The 16,592-nt window shown below is 56.2% G+C and carries 18 protein-coding genes; 6 read left to right on the top strand and 12 right to left on the bottom strand.

What is annotated here, in order from left to right:
* Positions 1–43: 43 nt before the first annotated feature.
* Positions 44–613 (bottom strand): gamma-glutamylcyclotransferase family protein, encoded by a 570-nt coding sequence (locus ABWV33_RS07805; protein ID WP_353329881.1) that lies wholly within the window; start codon positions 611–613, stop codon positions 44–46.
* A gap of 99 nt (positions 614–712) precedes the next feature.
* On the opposite strand from ABWV33_RS07805, the gene ABWV33_RS07800 reads away from it, so the two are divergent.
* Entirely contained in the window at positions 713–1,162 is a 450-nt protein-coding gene (locus ABWV33_RS07800) for an RrF2 family transcriptional regulator (RefSeq protein ID WP_113825362.1), read from the top strand.
* A 1-nt stretch (position 1,163) separates the two neighbouring features.
* Here ABWV33_RS07800 and ABWV33_RS07795 read toward each other — a convergent pair whose 3' ends face one another.
* Together ABWV33_RS07795 and ABWV33_RS07790 are read right to left on the bottom strand one after the other, a co-directional pair.
* The gene (locus ABWV33_RS07795) at positions 1,164–3,692 is read right to left on the bottom strand and encodes an ABC transporter permease (protein ID WP_353329879.1); all 2,529 of its coding nucleotides are present in this window, start codon (positions 3,690–3,692) and stop codon (positions 1,164–1,166) included.
* A complete protein-coding gene (locus ABWV33_RS07790) occupies positions 3,689–4,384 on the bottom strand; it encodes an ABC transporter ATP-binding protein (protein ID WP_113825360.1) in 696 nt (231 codons plus the stop codon). Before ABWV33_RS07790 ends, ABWV33_RS07795 begins: the two co-directional genes overlap by 4 nt.
* A 49-nt stretch (positions 4,385–4,433) precedes the next feature.
* Between ABWV33_RS07790 and ABWV33_RS07785 the strand changes: the two genes are divergently transcribed.
* Positions 4,434–5,066: an arylesterase gene (locus tag ABWV33_RS07785; protein ID WP_353330297.1), complete on the top strand. Its 633-nt coding sequence runs from the start codon at positions 4,434–4,436 to the stop codon at positions 5,064–5,066.
* A 10-nt stretch (positions 5,067–5,076) separates the two neighbouring features.
* Here ABWV33_RS07785 and ABWV33_RS07780 read toward each other — a convergent pair whose 3' ends face one another.
* From ABWV33_RS07780 to ABWV33_RS07770, 3 genes are all read right to left on the bottom strand, one after another.
* The gene (locus ABWV33_RS07780) at positions 5,077–5,625 is read right to left on the bottom strand and encodes a DUF4329 domain-containing protein (RefSeq protein WP_353329877.1); all 549 of its coding nucleotides are present in this window, start codon (positions 5,623–5,625) and stop codon (positions 5,077–5,079) included.
* Between the two features lie 70 nt (positions 5,626–5,695).
* Entirely contained in the window at positions 5,696–6,253 is a 558-nt protein-coding gene (locus tag ABWV33_RS07775) for a L,D-transpeptidase (RefSeq protein ID WP_113825357.1), read from the bottom strand.
* Positions 6,254–6,309: 56 nt separating this feature from the next.
* Positions 6,310–6,693: a hypothetical protein gene (locus ABWV33_RS07770; protein ID WP_353329875.1), complete on the bottom strand. Its 384-nt coding sequence runs from the start codon at positions 6,691–6,693 to the stop codon at positions 6,310–6,312.
* A gap of 129 nt (positions 6,694–6,822) precedes the next feature.
* On the opposite strand from ABWV33_RS07770, the gene ABWV33_RS07765 reads away from it, so the two are divergent.
* Both ABWV33_RS07765 and trxC read left to right on the top strand, forming a co-directional pair.
* On the top strand, positions 6,823–7,206 hold the full coding sequence (locus ABWV33_RS07765; protein WP_113825355.1) for an acyl-CoA thioesterase: 384 nt from the start codon (positions 6,823–6,825) through the stop codon (positions 7,204–7,206).
* 39 nt (positions 7,207–7,245) lie between these two features.
* A complete protein-coding gene (gene trxC, locus ABWV33_RS07760) occupies positions 7,246–7,671 on the top strand; it encodes a thioredoxin TrxC (RefSeq protein WP_121998411.1) in 426 nt (141 codons plus the stop codon).
* Positions 7,672–7,854: 183 nt separating this feature from the next.
* On the opposite strand, the gene ABWV33_RS07755 is transcribed toward trxC, so the two are convergent.
* The 6 genes from ABWV33_RS07755 to ABWV33_RS07730 all read right to left on the bottom strand — a co-directional run bounded on the left by ABWV33_RS07755 (position 7,855) and on the right by ABWV33_RS07730 (position 14,953).
* Complete coding sequence (locus tag ABWV33_RS07755) at positions 7,855–8,079, bottom strand: hypothetical protein (RefSeq protein ID WP_113825353.1); 225 nt, start codon at positions 8,077–8,079, stop codon at positions 7,855–7,857.
* Positions 8,080–8,979: 900 nt separating this feature from the next.
* A complete protein-coding gene (locus ABWV33_RS07750; RefSeq protein ID WP_353329872.1) occupies positions 8,980–9,969 on the bottom strand; it encodes a hypothetical protein in 990 nt (329 codons plus the stop codon).
* A gap of 59 nt (positions 9,970–10,028) precedes the next feature.
* Positions 10,029–11,696: an energy-dependent translational throttle protein EttA gene (gene ettA, locus ABWV33_RS07745; RefSeq protein ID WP_353329870.1), complete on the bottom strand. Its 1,668-nt coding sequence runs from the start codon at positions 11,694–11,696 to the stop codon at positions 10,029–10,031.
* A gap of 245 nt (positions 11,697–11,941) precedes the next feature.
* Positions 11,942–12,949 carry an ABC transporter substrate-binding protein gene (locus tag ABWV33_RS07740; protein WP_113825350.1) on the bottom strand — a complete coding sequence of 336 codons (1,008 nt, stop codon included), beginning with the start codon at positions 12,947–12,949 and terminating at the stop codon, positions 11,942–11,944.
* Entirely contained in the window at positions 12,928–14,295 is a 1,368-nt protein-coding gene (locus ABWV33_RS07735; protein ID WP_353329868.1) for a sensor histidine kinase N-terminal domain-containing protein, read from the bottom strand. The genes ABWV33_RS07740 and ABWV33_RS07735 overlap by 22 nt, the downstream gene beginning before the upstream one ends.
* Positions 14,288–14,953 (bottom strand): response regulator transcription factor, encoded by a 666-nt coding sequence (locus ABWV33_RS07730; protein ID WP_353329866.1) that lies wholly within the window; start codon positions 14,951–14,953, stop codon positions 14,288–14,290. The genes ABWV33_RS07735 and ABWV33_RS07730 overlap by 8 nt, the downstream gene beginning before the upstream one ends.
* A gap of 110 nt (positions 14,954–15,063) precedes the next feature.
* Between ABWV33_RS07730 and ABWV33_RS07725 the strand changes: the two genes are divergently transcribed.
* Positions 15,064–16,047 carry a tripartite tricarboxylate transporter substrate binding protein gene (locus ABWV33_RS07725; RefSeq protein ID WP_404932705.1) on the top strand — a complete coding sequence of 328 codons (984 nt, stop codon included), beginning with the start codon at positions 15,064–15,066 and terminating at the stop codon, positions 16,045–16,047.
* A 61-nt stretch (positions 16,048–16,108) separates the two neighbouring features.
* A complete protein-coding gene (locus tag ABWV33_RS07720) occupies positions 16,109–16,591 on the top strand; it encodes a tripartite tricarboxylate transporter TctB family protein (RefSeq protein WP_353329864.1) in 483 nt (160 codons plus the stop codon).
* Position 16,592: the final 1 nt, after the last annotated feature.

Raw genomic sequence — 16,592 nt, 5'->3', positions numbered from 1 at the left:
CGAGAATGAAGAGAGGCGGAACCCCAGCGGTTTCGCCTTTCTTTTATGTTAGCTGAAATGTTTGGGCGCCTAAGCGCATCAGATATTCATCGACCAAGGCGTGTTCGTCCGTGCCCATGGGTTGATGGCGGGGATAACGGGGGGCTGCCCTGTCATCCAGAATGGGGGCATCCCAGCCGCCTGTGGTGGCAAAGAAATGGTCAACGCCCTCTGGCCCGAAGACGCGGGCATAGCCTTGCACAACCACATCCAGATAGCTGAGCAGGATCGGGTGTTGGGTGTCTGGTGCGGACTGTCGATGCTCGGGCACAGAATAAACCGCGATTTCAACTTCGTGTATTACAGGGTGTTCGGTGGCATGCGTGACGGAGATCCGATCATAAGCCCATTCGCGTTCATCCAAGGCTTCCCAATCGTCATTTGGAACATGGGCAATTAGACCTTGGATCGCACAAGTTGGGTCCGGTATCGCCGTCAGAAAGGCAACCGGCCGCAGATCCGTATGCCGCCAGACCCGCCGCCATCCGCTGAGTGTGGCGGGACGAGGTTCAGGAAAATCGTGGGTGGCGGTGTTCACCAAACTGCCGTAGCCAAAGAAATATGGGTCTGCCATCAGGTCCTCTGCCCCTCGTGTTCTATTGATGTATGTCAAACCGCTTTTTGCGCCAATGTGCAACAAAGCGTTATTGCAACACCAATCGGAGGAGCCGTCATGCGCATTACCAAGAGGACGAATATCGCGATCCGTTTGCTGATGTATTGTGCGGCCCATCCCGATCGATTGGTGACAAAGGCGGAAATCGCCGAAGTCTGTAATATCTCGGAAAATCATCTGGCTCAGGTCATCAACCAATTGAGCCAGCTTAACTTTCTCAGCACACAGCGCGGTCGAAATGGTGGGATGAACCTTGCCTTGCCAGCCGACAAAATTAAGATTGGCGAAGTGTTTCGCCACATCGAAGGCGGATTACCAATCGCCGAGTGTTTTGCGGACGCGGATAACACATGCCCGCTGACCAAGGCATGTCGCTTGCGAATCGCCCTGCAAGACGCAGCACACGCCTTTTATGCATCGCTGGACGAAATTACGCTGGACGCGCTGGTTTGTGACAATGTTGATCTGCTCAAGATTCTTCAGCCTGTGGTGTCCTGCGGGCGCTGATTTACTCACGCGCCCTTAGAACTTGTGCAGGTCGCGACGCCAAGGGACGCCACGCAAAGAGCAATCCAGCGAGCAATGTTGCCAACACGCCGCCAACAACAATTCCAATTGCCGAGGGCCAGATGATCGAGAAGCTGGTGTCCAGTACATAGGTGCTGACGGCCCATCCCCCTGCAATACCTGCAGCCAATGCCACGAGACCCGCGGCGGCCCCAAGTAGGGCGGCGCGAATGGCAAAGCTAAGCAAAATCTGCCGCCGAGGTGCGCCGACGGTTTTCAAAATTGCGGCCTCGTAAGTGCGTGCGCCTTCGCCCGCTGCGGCTGCTCCGATCAGAACAAGAAACCCGGTGAGCAGGGATGCGCCCGCCCCATAGGAGGTGGCAGCGGCAAGGCCTGCCAGAACGTCAGACACTCGGTCAATGGCGTCGCGGACTCGGATTGCAGTGATGTTTGGAAACTGGTTGGCAAGGTCACGCAGGATGGCAGCCTCGGCGTGTTCTTCGGCATAGACGGTCGAGATAAAGCTGTGCGGTGCCCCGGCGATGGCAGAAGCATTCATCGCCATGACAAACCCCATGCCACCGGTTGAGAAGTCGACATCGCGGAACGAGGTGATTTCTGCTTTGATATCTCGACCAAGGATGTTGATGGTCAGTGTATCGCCCAGCGACAGGCCAATCTCGGCGGCCTCTTCGGCGGCAAAGCTGATTTGTGGCGGGCCCGTGTAATCACTCGGCCACCATTCACCGGCTGTCAGTGTGGTAGTTTCGGGCATCTCGGCATTATATGTGAGGCCCCGATCACCTTGCACAACCCAGTGATCCCCGGCGACGTCGCTCGCTGTAATTCCATTGATACGGGTAATGACGCCGCGCAGCATTGGCGCGCTTTCGACGCGGCTGACGGCTGGGTCTTCGGCCAGACGGGCGTTGAACCCGGGCATTTGGTCTTTTTGGATATCGACAAAGAAATAAGAGGGCGCGACGTCGGGCAGGTTGCCTGAAATGGCATTGCGCAATGTTCCGTCGATCTGCCCCACAGCGGCGAGCACGGTTAAGCCAAGGCCCAGTGACAAGACAACAGAGGCTGCCCCCTCTCTCGGGCCGGAAATCGCCGCCAATGCCCATCTGAGGGCGGGGCGTTTGCGCGCAGCACGTGTTCCTGCGCGGGCAATCGATCGGATCGCAATCGCCGAGACTGCCAACAGAACAAGGGCGCCGGCCAAGCCGCCCGTTGTCATCAGGGTCAAGGTTGCAGAGCCACTGAACCACGCCGCCAAACCCACCAACGCGACCAAACCAACCGCAATGGCAATGAGATAGCGGAGGGGAGGAAGCAGTTTGGCCGTGGACAAAGCATCGCGAAACAGGGTCGCCGCGCGCACTTCTTCGGTGCGTGCCAAAGGCCAAAGCGTAAAGATCAGCGCGGTGAGCAACCCGTAAAGGGCTGCCTCGAACAGGGGTTTAGGATACAGCGCGAATTCAGCTGGAATGGGTAGGCGGTCTTCGATCAGGGGGGCGAGCAGGACCGGAGTCATGCCGCCAAGGATCAATCCCAGCGTAATGCCAACAATCGACAGTGCGCCAATTTGAAGGAAATAGGTTTGGAAAATGGTGCGCCGGTCTGCACCCATTGTGCGCAGGGTGGCAATCGTGCTGGTTTTCTCAGCAAGATAGGCCCGAACAGCCGCCGACACCCCAACACCGCCAACGGCGAGGCCCGAAAGACCAACAAGGATCAGAAATGCACCCAACCGGCGGACGAACTCAGCCACTCCGGGGGCGCCATTTCGCGCATCTGTCCATCGCAGGCCCGAACTGTCGAACTGTTCTTTGGCCGAGGCTGCTGTGGCGACAAGGTCTGTGTTGGCTGGAAGATCCAGCCGGTATTTCGTGGAAAACAACGTGCCTGCAGCCAACAAGCCTGAGTCCGTCAGGGAATCAGTCAACACGATCGTGCGTGGGCCAAGGCCGAACCCGCCGGTCGCACCATCTGGTTCCCGCACAAGCGTCGCCATCAGAACGAAGTCTTGGGTGCCAAGGCGGAAGGTTTGGCCCGGGGTGATACCCAGCCGGTCCATCAGGACACGTTCCATGACCGCGCCGGGTTGTCCGTTTTGACCGGCAAGAGCGGTATCCAAACCGATCGCGGGATCAAGCTGCACTGAACCAATCAAAGGATAAGCGGAATCAATAGATTTGATTTGTGTAAGCGCGCGTTCAGATTGATCGTTGCGATCAACCACAGCCATCGAACGGAAATCTACGATCTCAGAAACACGGTCAGCGTTCCGGGACATCCAAGCGCGTTCTGCGTCGTCCGCAAATCGGAAGGTGAATTCCATCTCGGCGTCGCCGCCGAGCAGGGCAGCCCCTTCTCGCGCCAGCCCAGCCTCGATGCCTGAGCGGACGGACCCTACAGCAGCAATGGCCGCGACTCCGAGGGCCAGACAGGCGAGAAAAATCCGAAAGCCGCGCAGTCCCCCACGCAATTCACGACGGGCAAAGCGGGCGGCAAGACGCAGGCTCATTCAGCGGCTCGCTGATCAGCGTCTACAGCGATACGACCGTCTCTCAGGCGGATGGTTCTGTCGCAGCGCGCAGCCAAGGCATGGCTGTGGGTGACGAGAATTAGGGTTGCGCCGTGGCGATCCCGCAAATCAAACAAGAGATCCATGATTGCGGCGCCATTGGTTTCATCTAGATTCCCGGTTGGCTCGTCCGCCAGCAGGATATGCGGCCGAGGGGCCGAGGCTCGCGCCAAAGCGACCCGCTGTTGTTCGCCACCCGACAGTTGCGCCGGATAGTGATCGCCACGATGACCCAGACCGACGGCCTCAAGCTCGGCTTCGGCGCGCTCAAAGGCATCTTTGTGTCCGGCCAGTTCTAGCGGGGTCGCCACGTTTTCCAGCGCCGTCATGGTGGGGATCAGGTGAAAGCTTTGAAACACCACACCCATATGATCGCGGCGGAACCGGGCAAGCGCATCTTCGTTCATGGCTGTCAGATCTTGGTCCAGCGCTGTGATGGTGCCCGTCGTGACCTGCTCGAGCCCGCCCATCAGCATCAAAAGCGAGGACTTCCCCGACCCTGATGGCCCGATCATGCCAAGTGTTTCGCCTTTTTGAACATCTAGTGACACCCCATGCAGGATATCAACGCGTCCGGCATTGCCATCTAGTGACAAAGTCACATCTTGGAGCGAAAGTATGGGATCAGTCATGGGCCGGTCCTATTGTGTCTGGTGAAAGGGATATGGAGTGGTGAGCAGATTGCGCAAGGTTTTATTGAGTGGTGTTTTCAGCTTGTGCGGTTTTGCTGCAACGGCCGAACCTGTTGTGATCGCTGCTTTGGGGGATTCTCTGACCCAAGGATACGGGTTGTTACCCGAGCAAGGGTTCGTCGCGCAAATGCAGCGCTGGCTGGATACGCAGGGGGCTGACGTGCGTTTGATCAATGCGGGTGTGTCCGGGGACACCACGGCTGGCGGCGCCGCACGGGTCGCGTGGACGCTGACGCCTGATGTTGACGGAATGATCGTCGCCCTAGGGGGGAACGACCTGCTGCGCGGTCTTGATCCGGCCATGTCGCGGGGGAATCTGACGCAGATCATGGAAGCTGCAAAATCTAGCGATGTGGCTGTTTTGCTGGTCGGAATGCAAGCGCCGGGAAACTTCGGGGCGGAGTACAAAGCGGAATTTGATACAATTTACCCGGATCTAGCAGGGCAATATCAAAGCCTGTTTTTCCCAAGCTTCTTTGAAGGTCTATCGGACGAACCTGATCCCGCAGCAGTGCGTAAGTGGATGCAACATGACGGCATCCATCCAAACCCCGAAGGGGTCGCACGTATCGTCTCGGCCATGGGGCCGCATGTGATCGAATTGGCGCAAAGCGTGCGTTAGACGCAGTGCTTCATTGTGCTCGTTCCTGATTGAGCAGTTCTTGGCGCGTGTAGTGCAACGCAATAATTCCGTCGTCGCCGGGTTGAAATTCCGGATCTTGGGGCAGGCATTTTGAATTGCAGAGTTGGTGCACGGTCAGGGCGGCGCTATCAACATACCACAACCGCCCACCGGGAGTTGCAATGTAGCCATTCACGCCCTCGCGTCGGTCGCTGTCGATATCCATTACTGTGGGGAATTCGGCGGGAACGAGGGGGTCATAAGCGCCATGCGTGTGCACCGAGGCGATCAATTCTACTTCCGGCGATGGAACCAAGGGTGTGCATCCATCCGGCCCACCCCGGACGATTTCGGTAAAGGTCAATTTGCCTTGCGGATTGCGCACCAAGTACCCGCAATATTCAAACCCGGCTGCAAAGGAGAGCAATTGTATAGGCGCAAACCGTTCCAGAACCGTTTGAACCTCGATTTCGCTGGGTGTGCTGGTTTGTGCCACACAGGGGCTGGCGGTGGCAGCCGCAAGCAATACAGATAAGAAATGCAAAATAGAAAACTGCACAGGTGGTCGGTTCTTTCCCGCTGCGGGGGGCCTAGTATCGTGGTTGAGTGCGGTATCTGAAGAGAAATGCTCAGAGAACGGTCACGACAGTTCCAAGCGGAACCCGATTGTAAAGATCGATGACATGTTCATTCAACATTCTGATGCATCCGTTCGAAGCAGCTTGGCCAATTGTTTCGGGTTGGGTCGTGCCATGAATTCGGAAATAAGTATCGACCCCATTCTGAAACAGATACAACGCGCGCGCACCCAGTGGGTTTTCGGGGCCACCCGGCTCGACGTAGGAATTGTTGGCGAAACGGGCATAAGTTTTAGGAGACCGGTCGATCATCTCTTGGGTCGGGCGCCAAGTTGGCCATTCCTTTTTTACCTGAATAACGGCAGTGCCGGTGAATTCGAGGCCCGCTTTCCCGACGCCGCAGCCATATCGCAGGGCCTTTCGGGGCTCTGTCACGAAATACAGGTAAAAGGAGCGCGGCAAGATAAGCAACTGGCCAGGTAAAAAATCCTTTTTGATCCGAACCGGTTGTGGGGTTGGATCATAATTCGCGGATGAATTGGCCTGCGTGATTTGAGGCAGCGCGGTGGCTGCTGTTGCCGTAGTTAGGAAGGTGCGGCGTGAGAACATGCTTGGGCTCACTTTTGAGTTGGGATGCCCTATCTTTTGCCTTTGAATTCATTGGGTCAATGCTTTTGGCGTGTGGGCCAGAAAATTGAGATCAAAGTTGCTGCGCAGAAGGCACAGGTGGCGACCCAACCGAAATACCACATTTGTCCGGCGAACATGTCCTCGGCGTAGGACGCGGCAAACCGAGACTTGCCAATATGAGCCAGCGAAAAAGACAGTATTGTAAATGCGCCAAAGCCAATTAGGCGCGGCAGTCGCGCAACATGGAGTCCCCAGGTGAGCAGGGAAAGGAGCGCTCCGATGGGGATTCCAATCCATATAACCTTGCCCGACCACCAAGGGTGGGCACCCAAGTATTGGGTCACGTTGAATGTCATGGCGAGGCCGACAAGCATGGCGAGGCCGAGTAGTGAGAGCGTAAGGCGCTTAATGTGGGTCATTCTTCAGATCTAGGGAAATGATGTGTGTGGCGAAACCCGTGTGACGCCTTCGTGAAGTGGATTGCAGTCAATGCTGTGACAGGTTCTAGTGTGTGCGATGCCGCGATGCGGCAAAGTCGGAGAAATGTGATGGAAAACGAAACACCGCAAGGGGAATTGACCCTGCGCACATTGGCGATGCCCAAAGATGTGAACGTGAATGGCGATATCTTTGGGGGCTGGGTTCTGAGCCAAATGGACATCGCTGCTGGGATCATGGCCGGGGCACGGGCCAAAGGACGCGTCGCAACAGTGGCAGTGGATGCCATGAAGTTCATTCGCCCGGTCGGGGTGGGGGATGTGTTGTGCATTTATTGCCACGTTGCGCGGGTGGGGCGGAGTTCTATGGGGATTGAGATTGAGGCTTGGGTGTTGCGGGACCGGAGTGGGGATCGAGAAAAGGTGACCGAGGCGGTGTTTACCTTTGTGGCGATTGACCCGGATGGGCGGCCGCGGGTTGTACCGGCGCAGTAGGGACCCTTATCTGAGGGGAAATGGAATAGGATTTCGAAGATGGGCGATAAGACGCTGACCTGCCTGAGCTGCGGGCAATTGAACCGGGTGCCGGATTCCAAGCTGGATGCGGGGGCGAAATGTGGCAAGTGCAGCAAGGCGCTGGTGCCCAAAGAAGCGATCGAAGTGAGTCCGGCTATTTTGGAAAAGGCGAGCAAAAACGACGACTTGCCGCTGGTGGTCGATTTTTGGGCGCCGTGGTGTGGCCCCTGTAAGATGATGGCACCTGAGTTTTCCAAAGCGGCCAAAAAGCTGAATGGCAAGGCGCGGCTGGTCAAGCTGAACACGCAATCGCATCAATCCACGGGGGCGCGGTATCGGATCAAAGGCATCCCGACCATGGTCGCGTTCGAGCGGGGCAAGGAAAAGAAACGCCAGTCTGGAGCGCTGCGCGAAGGGCAGATTGTGGGCTGGGTTCGGGGCTGACGTTAACCTTTGAGTCCGCCTAAAGCTGCCAGCGAACGGTGCGTTCATGCCCTTTGACTTGGGCCAAAACAGGGGGGTGACTTGCGTGCACCGGGCGTGCACCCGCTGTGCACCGGCGTATGTCGGCAGCAAAACAGGGGCAAAGGTTCACCCACCCCAGAACAAAGACTTCATTTTCAGGATTTAGTGCGCGTGACGCAGGGGGGCGGCAGGCACAGGTGCGGCGTGCGGTGGACGCGGCGGACGGTTGGACCAGATCGCCAAGGCGATGGTGGCGAACACCACCAGTGTTCCAACCAGCGGGTACAAAGCGAGGGACAGCCACAAGGGTAAGGACCAGACGGTGTAGCCCAGCACGGATGCGAGCATTCCGCCAAAGACCCCACATATCAGACCAAACCAAGCCATAATATTAGACGACTCCAAGCCAAAGTATCAGACCAAACCAAGCCAAATCATTCCCCTTTCGTGCAGCCCATTTGCACACTTGTTAGTTGAGTGTGCACGATTCCCCGGAGCGTGCAACCTTAGGTTACACCTAATTGTGTTCAAACTGTGTCTATTGAGGGAATATAGCCAATTTCAGCTGTTTCCTGCCGGTTATTCGTTAACCTTTTCCTTACCTTGAGTTGTGAGGTATGGAATTCCATACCATTTTCATCAGCCTTTTGATCCGTGGCGGAACATCGCTTGTTTTGCTGCTCTTTGCCGGAACGCGAGTCGCATCGGTGGCGGGGATGGGTCGGTAAATCAGTGACAAGGGGCTGTTGTGGGGGGGCGATTCCCGGTTTTGGGTAGGTCGCGGATTGGGATGTGCTGCACCCGAGGTTGGTCTGGGCACTCGCTGGATTTTGGTGGGGGCAGAGTTGGGAGGGGCGAGCGTGCCACGGAGTGTCGCAACTCGTACCTGACCTCAGCTTGGGGGATCAAACCGGTTTGCGAAGTGGCAAACGCGGCGGGTCGGGAGTGAGGGTTGGACAGGCGGAGCCCTTCTCACCGGGGTTTGCGAATTGAAGAGGGGCGTTGGTCGGATTGCGGTTTTGGGTGCGTCTTGCTGGGGGGTGTCACGGAGTGGCACGACCCGCGCCTGACCTTCCCCTTGGGAGTTCACGCCGGTTCCCGGAGGGACAAACAGTCTGGGGGACTGTTTGAGGTTTGAACGGGCGGAGCCCTGCGCGCCGTGGTTTGCGGATTGAAGAGGGGCGGTGGCCGGATTGCGGTTTGGGTGCGTCTTTTGGGGTGTGACGCGTAGCGGCACGACCCGCGCCTGACCTTCCCCCCGGGAAGGCGCTTTGCACCTCCCCAAGGTCAGGCGCGGGTCTTTTGTTGGGCTTTCTGGAACTGAATTTCGAATAAGCCGTCTGGTGATCGTGGGCCAGCGAAGGGGAGGCCAATCCCGGCTTTGCGTAGTATGTGCTTTTGAAGCATGGGGGATAATCCTTCGACCCAATCCGGCGAAAGGAAAATGTTCTCCAAGTAATCAAGGCCTAAGTTGATCGCAAAATCTAGTGTATCGAACTCCTTTTCCTCAACACTCTTAAACCACCGCTCTATTTGTTCCGGGTTCTGCTGCCCGGTCGAGGCCAGAAGTAGGAGGTTTTGACCCCCGACATTTCCACAAAACGCAAAAATAATTCCCCAATCGTCTTTGCTATCAGGAAGTATTTTGGTTCCATGAAGGTCAAATTCTGGAGAAAAAGAACCTGAATAAGCACAAGGTAGATTGTCTTCAAAAAGGAATAGTTGTGAGATGAAGTTTTCAAAGCTATCAGTATGCAGCATTTCTTCTAGTTGAGACTTTGCACCTTCTAGCTCAGCTTTTGCGACGACAGCGTTTTGGATGTATTCATCGTAGTAGCTCTCGCCATGAGTCTTTATCATGCTGGTTCTGAAGCGATCTGAAGTGTGCATGCGTATCTGTGCTAATTTAGTGAATAGCTCTTTTGAAACAGACCGGTATGCTAGCAATGTCAGAGCTTTTGGAGATAGCTCCTCGAATTGATCTTCGATTTCTGAAAAGATTTCTTTGTCGTGTTTTTTGCAAAAAACTGGGAACGTCGATGCCTTGGAGTGACCCACTTTTTTCAGATCAATTTTGAAGGTTTTTGGAGTGAATGAAGGTTGCGGCGAAATTACATGCCCATTGCTTTGTATTCTTTTCAAAGCCATAGATTTTTGGAGTGAATGCGAGGATATAGGTTTGTTTTTGCACCGTTCTCCAGATTTTGAGATGCTCATACACGTGCAGACGGGTTTTTTAAAACGCTTCATTTCTTTCTGAAAGTCGGAAAAATCCATGATTCCACTCAAAACTGGGGGGGCGGGAGCAATAATTAGATTGCCCCCGCCTTACAACCTTAACGCACAAACTTCTTATGCTTCAACCGCTTGGGCTCCAGAGCATCCGCTCCCAACCGGCGTTTCTTGTCTTCTTCGTAGTCTTCAAAGTTGCCCTCGAACCATTCCACGTGGGCGTCGCCCTCGAAGGCAAGAATGTGGGTACAGATCCGGTCGAGGAAGAAACGGTCGTGCGAGATGACCACGGCGCAGCCGGCGAAGTCGACGAGGGCGTCCTCGAGAGCGCGGAGGGTTTCGACGTCGAGGTCGTTGGTCGGTTCATCGAGGAGGAGGACATTGCCGCCTTCTTTCAGCAAACGGGCCATGTGGACGCGGTTGCGTTCGCCACCTGACAGCAGGTTCAGCGGTTTTTGCTGATCGCCGCCTTTGAAGTTGAACGAGGAGCAGTAGGCGCGGGAGTTGACCTGCGCGTCGCCCAGTTCAATGATCTCGGCCCCACCAGAAATGGATTCCCAGACGGTCTCTTTATCGTTCAGGTCATCACGCGACTGATCGACGTAGGACAGTTTGACGGTATCGCCATAGGTGACAGAGCCGGTGTCGGGCTGTTCCTGACCGGTCAACATGCGGAACAGGGTCGATTTACCGGCACCGTTGGGGCCGATGACGCCGACAATGCCGCCGGGGGGCAGGGCAAACGTGAGACCCTCGACCAGTTGTTTGTCGCCGTAGTGCTTGGCGATGTTGTCGACCTCGATCACTTTGCCGCCCAGACGGGGGCCGTTGGGGATGACGATCTGGGCGCGGGTGAGTTTTTCGCGCTCGGACTGTTGGGCGAGGTCGTTATAGGCGTTGATCCGGGCCTTGGATTTGGCCTGACGGGCTTTGGCGCCCTGACGCATCCAGTCGAGTTCGCGCTGGAGGGTCTGTTGCTTGGATTTGTCTTCGCGGGCTTCTTGCTCCAGACGTTTGGCTTTCTGTTCCAGCCATGCAGAATAGTTGCCCTCGTAAGGGATGCCTTTGCCGCGGTCGAGTTCGAGAATCCAGCCGGTGATGTCATCGAGGAAATAGCGGTCGTGGGTGACGCAGAGGATGGTGCCTTTGTAGTCGATCAGGTGCTGTTGCAGCCAAGCGATGGTTTCAGCGTCGAGGTGGTTGGTGGGTTCGTCGAGCAGCAGCATTTCGGGGGCTTCGAGCAGCAGTTTGCACAGCGCGACGCGGCGCTTTTCACCGCCCGAGAGGTTGGCGATTTCAGCATCATCAGGGGGGCAGCGCAAGGCCTCCATCGAGATGTCGATCTGGCTGTCGAGATCCCAGAGGTTTTCGGCGTCGATGGAATCCTGAAGGGTGGTCATTTCCTCCATCAGCTCGTCGGTGTAGTTCTCGGCCATCTCGATTGCGATGGCGTTGAAGCGGTCGACTTTGGCCTTTTTCTCGGCGACGCCCAGCATGACGTTTTCGCGCACGGTGAGGGTCTCGTCGAGCTTGGGTTCCTGTGGCAGGTAGCCGACTTTGGCCCCTTCGGCGCACCAGGCTTCGCCGGTGAAATCTTTGTCGAGGCCGGCCATGATCTTCATCAGGGTCGATTTACCGGCGCCGTTGACGCCGACCACACCGATTTTCACGCCGGGCAAAAAGCTCAGGTGGATGTTTTCAAAGCATTTCTTGCCACCGGGATAGGTCTTGGAGACCCCTTGCATGTGGTAGACGTATTGATAGGCAGCCATGGTGCGTCCTCTGGATACAGGGAATTCGGGTTGGGCGGTGTGATAGCGGAAGGTGCGGGGCGGGGCAATGGAGGTTGCAAGGGGGAAATCCTGCCCCGCGCACGCCCTGAAGGGGCTGTTCTGGCGTTACTCACGGGATGTGGAGTTCCAATCGCGCATTGGCGATCCGTTGAATGATCATAACTATGTCCGCGCGAAATGGGCTTGCTGATGAGCTGCAACATTGCGCGGCTTTCTAAATCTTTTTATTGCACCACGGCACTCATCCATTCTTTGATGAACGTTCGCCGTTTCAAACCGTCGAGGTATGTCATGAGTGCTGGTTCAAGCGAGATAACGGAAGGGTTTGTCCCCTGTAGGGATTTGTCCAAAGGCGGCAGACGGGAAGAGCCCGTGCTGCCATCAGTGGACTGGATATCAATCATTTTTTGGATGAATCGTTCCGAGGCATCGACGTGTTGTGTTGCTTTTGAGACAAATCCGGTCCGCATCATCGTGGTCGGGAAATCCGACGGCAGGATGATCTCAAAACGCGGGTCTTTTTGTCGGCGCGCCGCAGCATAACTGCCCAGCACATTGTAGGCGACCAGCAATTTTCCGGATGCCACATCATCAATCATTTCACCCGAGCAGCAATAAAGCCGCGCGTTGAGGCTGCCCATGACTTCCATCAGACGCCAATAGGTTTCGGATACGCGTGCATCCTGTGTCGCGAACAGATAGCCCACGCCCGATTGCCGAACATCATATGTCCCCAATTTGCCGCGAAACAGGTCGGGCTGCTGGCGTAGTGCATGGATCAGCTCTTGTCTTGTCTGGGGAATGGTTTTGTCTTTGAACGCGCGGCTGTTGATCACAATAGCTGCGGGTTCGGTCGTGAATGCAAATAGGCGCTGGCGCCATTGTGCCCATTCCGGGTGGTCAATGCCGGACAGTTCAAGCGCGAAACCGTCATTGACGAGTTTCAACTGCAGATCCATCGCACTGGAAATGATAATGTCGAATTGGTCAGGATTTTCGCGAAATTTCCGATCTATATCAGACGTCGTAGTCACCAGATATTCGACCGACCATGCCGGGGTGTCAGAAAGAAATTGCTCGATTATCGGCGCAAAAAAAGAGGTGTCTGTGCTGGAAAGGATACGCAGGGTCTGTGCGGTGTTGCCGGCTTGAAACAGTTGCCGGTCTTCCCAGTCCTGCGCCCCTGACACAAACGGCCAAAGGCTAAGGATTAAAGCGAAAAGGTAACGCATGCGCCGCCTCCGTTGGGGTTGGACAGGGTGAGTGTTCCGCCGTGGGCCTGGGCGACATCCTGCGCGATGGTCAAGCCCAGTCCCGAACCAATGATCCCTTTGACGTTGTCCCCACGCGAGAACCGCGACACCAACTTGTCCATGTCGCTTTCTGGAAAGCCCGGCCCTTGGTCACGGATTTCAATTTGCGGTGTCGGGAGCGCGGTCACATGTATCGTGATGTCGCTTTCTGCGGGCGAGTATTTGAGGGCGTTGTCGATCAAGTTGCGAATACCGTTTTGCAAAAGAATACTGTCACCGGCAACGATCACCTGCCTGTCCCCCGTGATTATCAGGTTGATATCCCGCATATCGGCGACTGGCGTCAGACGCAGAACAAGTTCGTGCAGCAGATCGACCAGATCAACCTCGGACCGTTCCAGATGGTCGGCGCGAAAGGTGATCATTGCGTGATCCAGCAATTGCCCCGCAGCGCGGGAGCTTTCGTCGATGGCGCGGATCATCGCCCGCAGCGCCTGCCTGTTTTCGTCGCGATCGACGCGCTGCAATGTCGCTTCGGCATGAGAGCGCACAGTCGCCAGCGGGGTGCGGACACGATGGGCGGCTTCGGCGATGAAATCTTCGGATTGCTTCAGCGATGTATCAAGCCGCCCCATCAGGCGATTGAGAGACGAGACAAGCGCGGCCATCTCGACGGGGACAGGGCTGGCGACGGGGCTGAGATCCTTGGGGCCCCTTTTGGTCACGGACGTGGTCAGGCGCTGTAGTGGCCGGATCGTCGTGGCGGTTGCCCAGAAAGACAGCAGCACCGACAGCAGGAAGAACACTGTACCGAACAGGGCAACATTGCGGGAAATGCGCGCCAGCGTCACTTGCAAGGCGTCCTGTGTTTGAGCGACGGAAACCGAAATAGTGGTGCGCGTGTCCGCCCCGACCAACATCCGCGATGCGGTTGCCATGCGAACGGTGACATCGTCGAATTGGGTGGTTTTGTGGGCCATTCGATCCCTCAGTTGGCCTGTGTCATGGGGCAGATCCCCATAGCCGGACAGCAAGCTATCATCTTGATAGATAGAATAAAAAACCCGGTCGTCCGCCGCAGTGCTGAGCATCGACAGCGACGCATAGGGAAAATCGACTTCGACGTCACCATTGCGCAGGATCGCGGCATCCAGAATGGACATCACCGAGGCTTCGAGAATGCTGTCCTGCCCTTGCTGGGCAATCTGGGCGGCGTAGCCACGCACGACGAAAAATAGCAAGGCGGCCAGCATCGCGGCCCCACCGATCAACGTGAGTGTCAGACGGTTTCGCAACGAACCCGAGACATTGACAGTGTCAGTCATGATCAAGCCTGTAGCCAAGGCCGCGGAGCGTCGTAATTCTCAAGTCAGAGGGTTCCAAGTGTTTGCGCAGCCGCCCGATATAGACTTCGATGGCGTTTTCGGAGACGTCTTCGTCATATGAAAACAAGCGGTCGAACAGTTTGTGTTTCGGGAAAATTTGGCCGGGTGCATTGATCAGCAGTTCTAACAGGCGCAATTCCCGGTTTCGCAGATTGATAGCGGTGCCGTCTATGGTCAGGCTGCCAGCCACCGGATCAAAAGCGACGTTGCCAAGCCGGGTCGTCGTCTGGGCAGTGCCGGAATTGCGGCGCAAAACGGCGCGGCATCTGGCCTGCAACTCTTCGTGGTCGAAGGGTTTCGTCACGTAGTCATCCGCCCCCAAATCCAACATGCTGATTCTGTCAGACACCTGCGAGCGTGCTGTCAAAACGATGACAGGCGTGTCCTTTTTCCCGGCGCGGTGCTGTTTCAGAAACATGCGTCCGTCCCCGTCAGGCAGCATTATATCCAGCAAGATAAGATCGTATTCTCCGATCTCGACGAAGGCGAGGGCATCTTCAATTTTACCCGCATGATCAACAACATGACCATCAATTTGCAACCGTGTGCAAATTGCATTCGCCAGCTCTGTGTTGTCCTCGATCAATAGGAATTTCATGCGCTTTGCTCAGTTGGAGACGGCCGTGACAGGTCCGTGTCAGGTTGTTGTGGTTACTTCAGTCAACTGAGCCACCTTTCGGACAGTTGTCAAATTTGGAGGAGATCATGATGAGTTTTTCACTGGGCCGTCGCACCCTGATGGCGACCGCCGCTGCCGCCTTGGCCTTTGCTTCACCGGTGCTGGCCGATGGGCACAAAGCGCTCGAGAGCCTGCACTTTCTGATCCCAGGTGGCGCCGGTGGCGGATGGGACGGGACCGCACGCGGAACCGGTGAGGCGCTGACCAAAGCCGGTATCGTTGGCAACGCGTCCTATGAAAACATGTCAGGCGGCGGGGGCGGCAAAGCCATTGGTTTTCTGATTGAAAACGCAGACAGCAACCATGGCACCCTGATGGTCAACTCGACCCCCATCGTAATCCGATCCCTGACCGGTGTGTTTCCGCATAACTTCCGCGACCTGACGCTTGTTGCTGGCACCATCGGTGATTATGCCGCGATCGTTGTGGGCAAGGACAGCCCCATCAATTCTATGGATGACTTGATGGCGGCTTTTGACGCTGATCCACGTGGCACTGCGATCGGTGGCGGATCTGTACCCGGAGGCATGGACCACCTTGTTGCTGCCATGACGTTTGAGGCTGCTGGTAAAGATGCGCTTGCGGTCAAATACATCCCCTATGATGCGGGAGGCAAAGCCATGGCGGCGCTGCTGTCAGGCGAGATTGCCGCCCTGTCGACAGGGTTCTCAGAAGCGGTGGATCTGGCTGGCGCAGGTGAGGTTAAAATCATCGGTGTGACCTCGGACGAGCGCGTACCCGCTGCGCCGGATGCCCAGACCATGAAGGAACAGGGGATCGATACAACCTTTGTGAACTGGCGCGGGTTTTTCGCGGCGCCGGGCCTGCCCGAAGACAAGCTTGCCATGTACCAAACCGCACTGGCGAGCATGTACGACACCCCTGAGTGGGAAGAGGTGCGCGCCCGTAACGGTTGGGTCAACATCCATAACTCGGGTGATGATTTCAAAACGTTCCTGGAAGAGCAAGAACAGGTCATTGGTGACCTCATGAAGAAACTGGGTTTCCTCTAAAGTTAACCTGTTCGGGCAGAGCGGTGTGCCGCTCTGCCTCTATTCTGTGAGGGAGAGGGTCATGGCACTCGATCGTTGGATCGCACTCATTCTTGTCGGTATCTGCCTGGCCTATGGATACGCGGCCTGGTTTACGATGGACGGCGGGTTGGCTCCGTTTATGAAACGCAACCCAATCTGGCCCAGCACCTTTCCCAAGGTTCTATCGGTGATCGGATTGCTTTTATCGCTTGTCATTCTGCTGGGGCTCGAAAAGTCGGAACTCAAGGTTGCGGATATCGATTACCGACGTCTGGGCGAGTACAAGTTGGGGCAGGCGCTGATGCTTCTGGCGCTGATGGTTGGCTATGCGTTGTGTCTGCGCCCGATGGGGTTCATTTTTTCCACGTGTGCATTTCTTATCCTCGGGTCGTTCATTCTAGGCGAACGCAAATGGCTTGTGATGGTGTCTGTTTCGCTGATTGCAACATTGATTGTCTGGTATCTCGTGCAGCAGGTTCTTGGCATTTATCTGCGCCCACTACCCGGATTTATAGGAGGGTAAT

The organism is Phaeobacter sp. NW0010-22, from assembly GCF_040365955.1.
Lineage (GTDB): Bacteria > Pseudomonadota > Alphaproteobacteria > Rhodobacterales > Rhodobacteraceae > OMPR01.
The sequence above is the reverse complement of the archived record's forward strand: the minus strand, read 5'-3'. Positions and strand labels throughout refer to the sequence as shown.

What these genes read in the sequence shown, in the direction of transcription:
- ABWV33_RS07805 (WP_353329881.1), bottom strand. Translation starts at nt 613, where the DNA reads ATGGCAGACCCATATTTCTTTGGCTACGGCAGTTTGGTGAACACCGCC.
- ABWV33_RS07800 (WP_113825362.1), top strand. Translation starts at nt 713, where the DNA reads ATGCGCATTACCAAGAGGACGAATATCGCGATCCGTTTGCTGATGTAT.
- ABWV33_RS07795 (WP_353329879.1), bottom strand. Translation starts at nt 3,692, where the DNA reads ATGAGCCTGCGTCTTGCCGCCCGCTTTGCCCGTCGTGAATTGCGTGGG.
- ABWV33_RS07790 (WP_113825360.1), bottom strand. Translation starts at nt 4,384, where the DNA reads ATGACTGATCCCATACTTTCGCTCCAAGATGTGACTTTGTCACTAGAT.
- ABWV33_RS07775 (WP_113825357.1), bottom strand. Translation starts at nt 6,253, where the DNA reads ATGTTCTCACGCCGCACCTTCCTAACTACGGCAACAGCAGCCACCGCG.
- ABWV33_RS07770 (WP_353329875.1), bottom strand. Translation starts at nt 6,693, where the DNA reads ATGACCCACATTAAGCGCCTTACGCTCTCACTACTCGGCCTCGCCATG.
- ABWV33_RS07765 (WP_113825355.1), top strand. Translation starts at nt 6,823, where the DNA reads ATGGAAAACGAAACACCGCAAGGGGAATTGACCCTGCGCACATTGGCG.
- trxC (WP_121998411.1), top strand. Translation starts at nt 7,246, where the DNA reads ATGGGCGATAAGACGCTGACCTGCCTGAGCTGCGGGCAATTGAACCGG.
- ABWV33_RS07755 (WP_113825353.1), bottom strand. Translation starts at nt 8,079, where the DNA reads ATGGCTTGGTTTGGTCTGATATGTGGGGTCTTTGGCGGAATGCTCGCA.
- ABWV33_RS07750 (WP_353329872.1), bottom strand. Translation starts at nt 9,969, where the DNA reads ATGGATTTTTCCGACTTTCAGAAAGAAATGAAGCGTTTTAAAAAACCC.
- ettA (WP_353329870.1), bottom strand. Translation starts at nt 11,696, where the DNA reads ATGGCTGCCTATCAATACGTCTACCACATGCAAGGGGTCTCCAAGACC.
- ABWV33_RS07740 (WP_113825350.1), bottom strand. Translation starts at nt 12,949, where the DNA reads ATGCGTTACCTTTTCGCTTTAATCCTTAGCCTTTGGCCGTTTGTGTCA.
- ABWV33_RS07735 (WP_353329868.1), bottom strand. Translation starts at nt 14,295, where the DNA reads ATGACTGACACTGTCAATGTCTCGGGTTCGTTGCGAAACCGTCTGACA.
- ABWV33_RS07730 (WP_353329866.1), bottom strand. Translation starts at nt 14,953, where the DNA reads ATGAAATTCCTATTGATCGAGGACAACACAGAGCTGGCGAATGCAATT.
- ABWV33_RS07725 (WP_404932705.1), top strand. Translation starts at nt 15,064, where the DNA reads ATGAGTTTTTCACTGGGCCGTCGCACCCTGATGGCGACCGCCGCTGCC.
- ABWV33_RS07720 (WP_353329864.1), top strand. Translation starts at nt 16,109, where the DNA reads ATGGCACTCGATCGTTGGATCGCACTCATTCTTGTCGGTATCTGCCTG.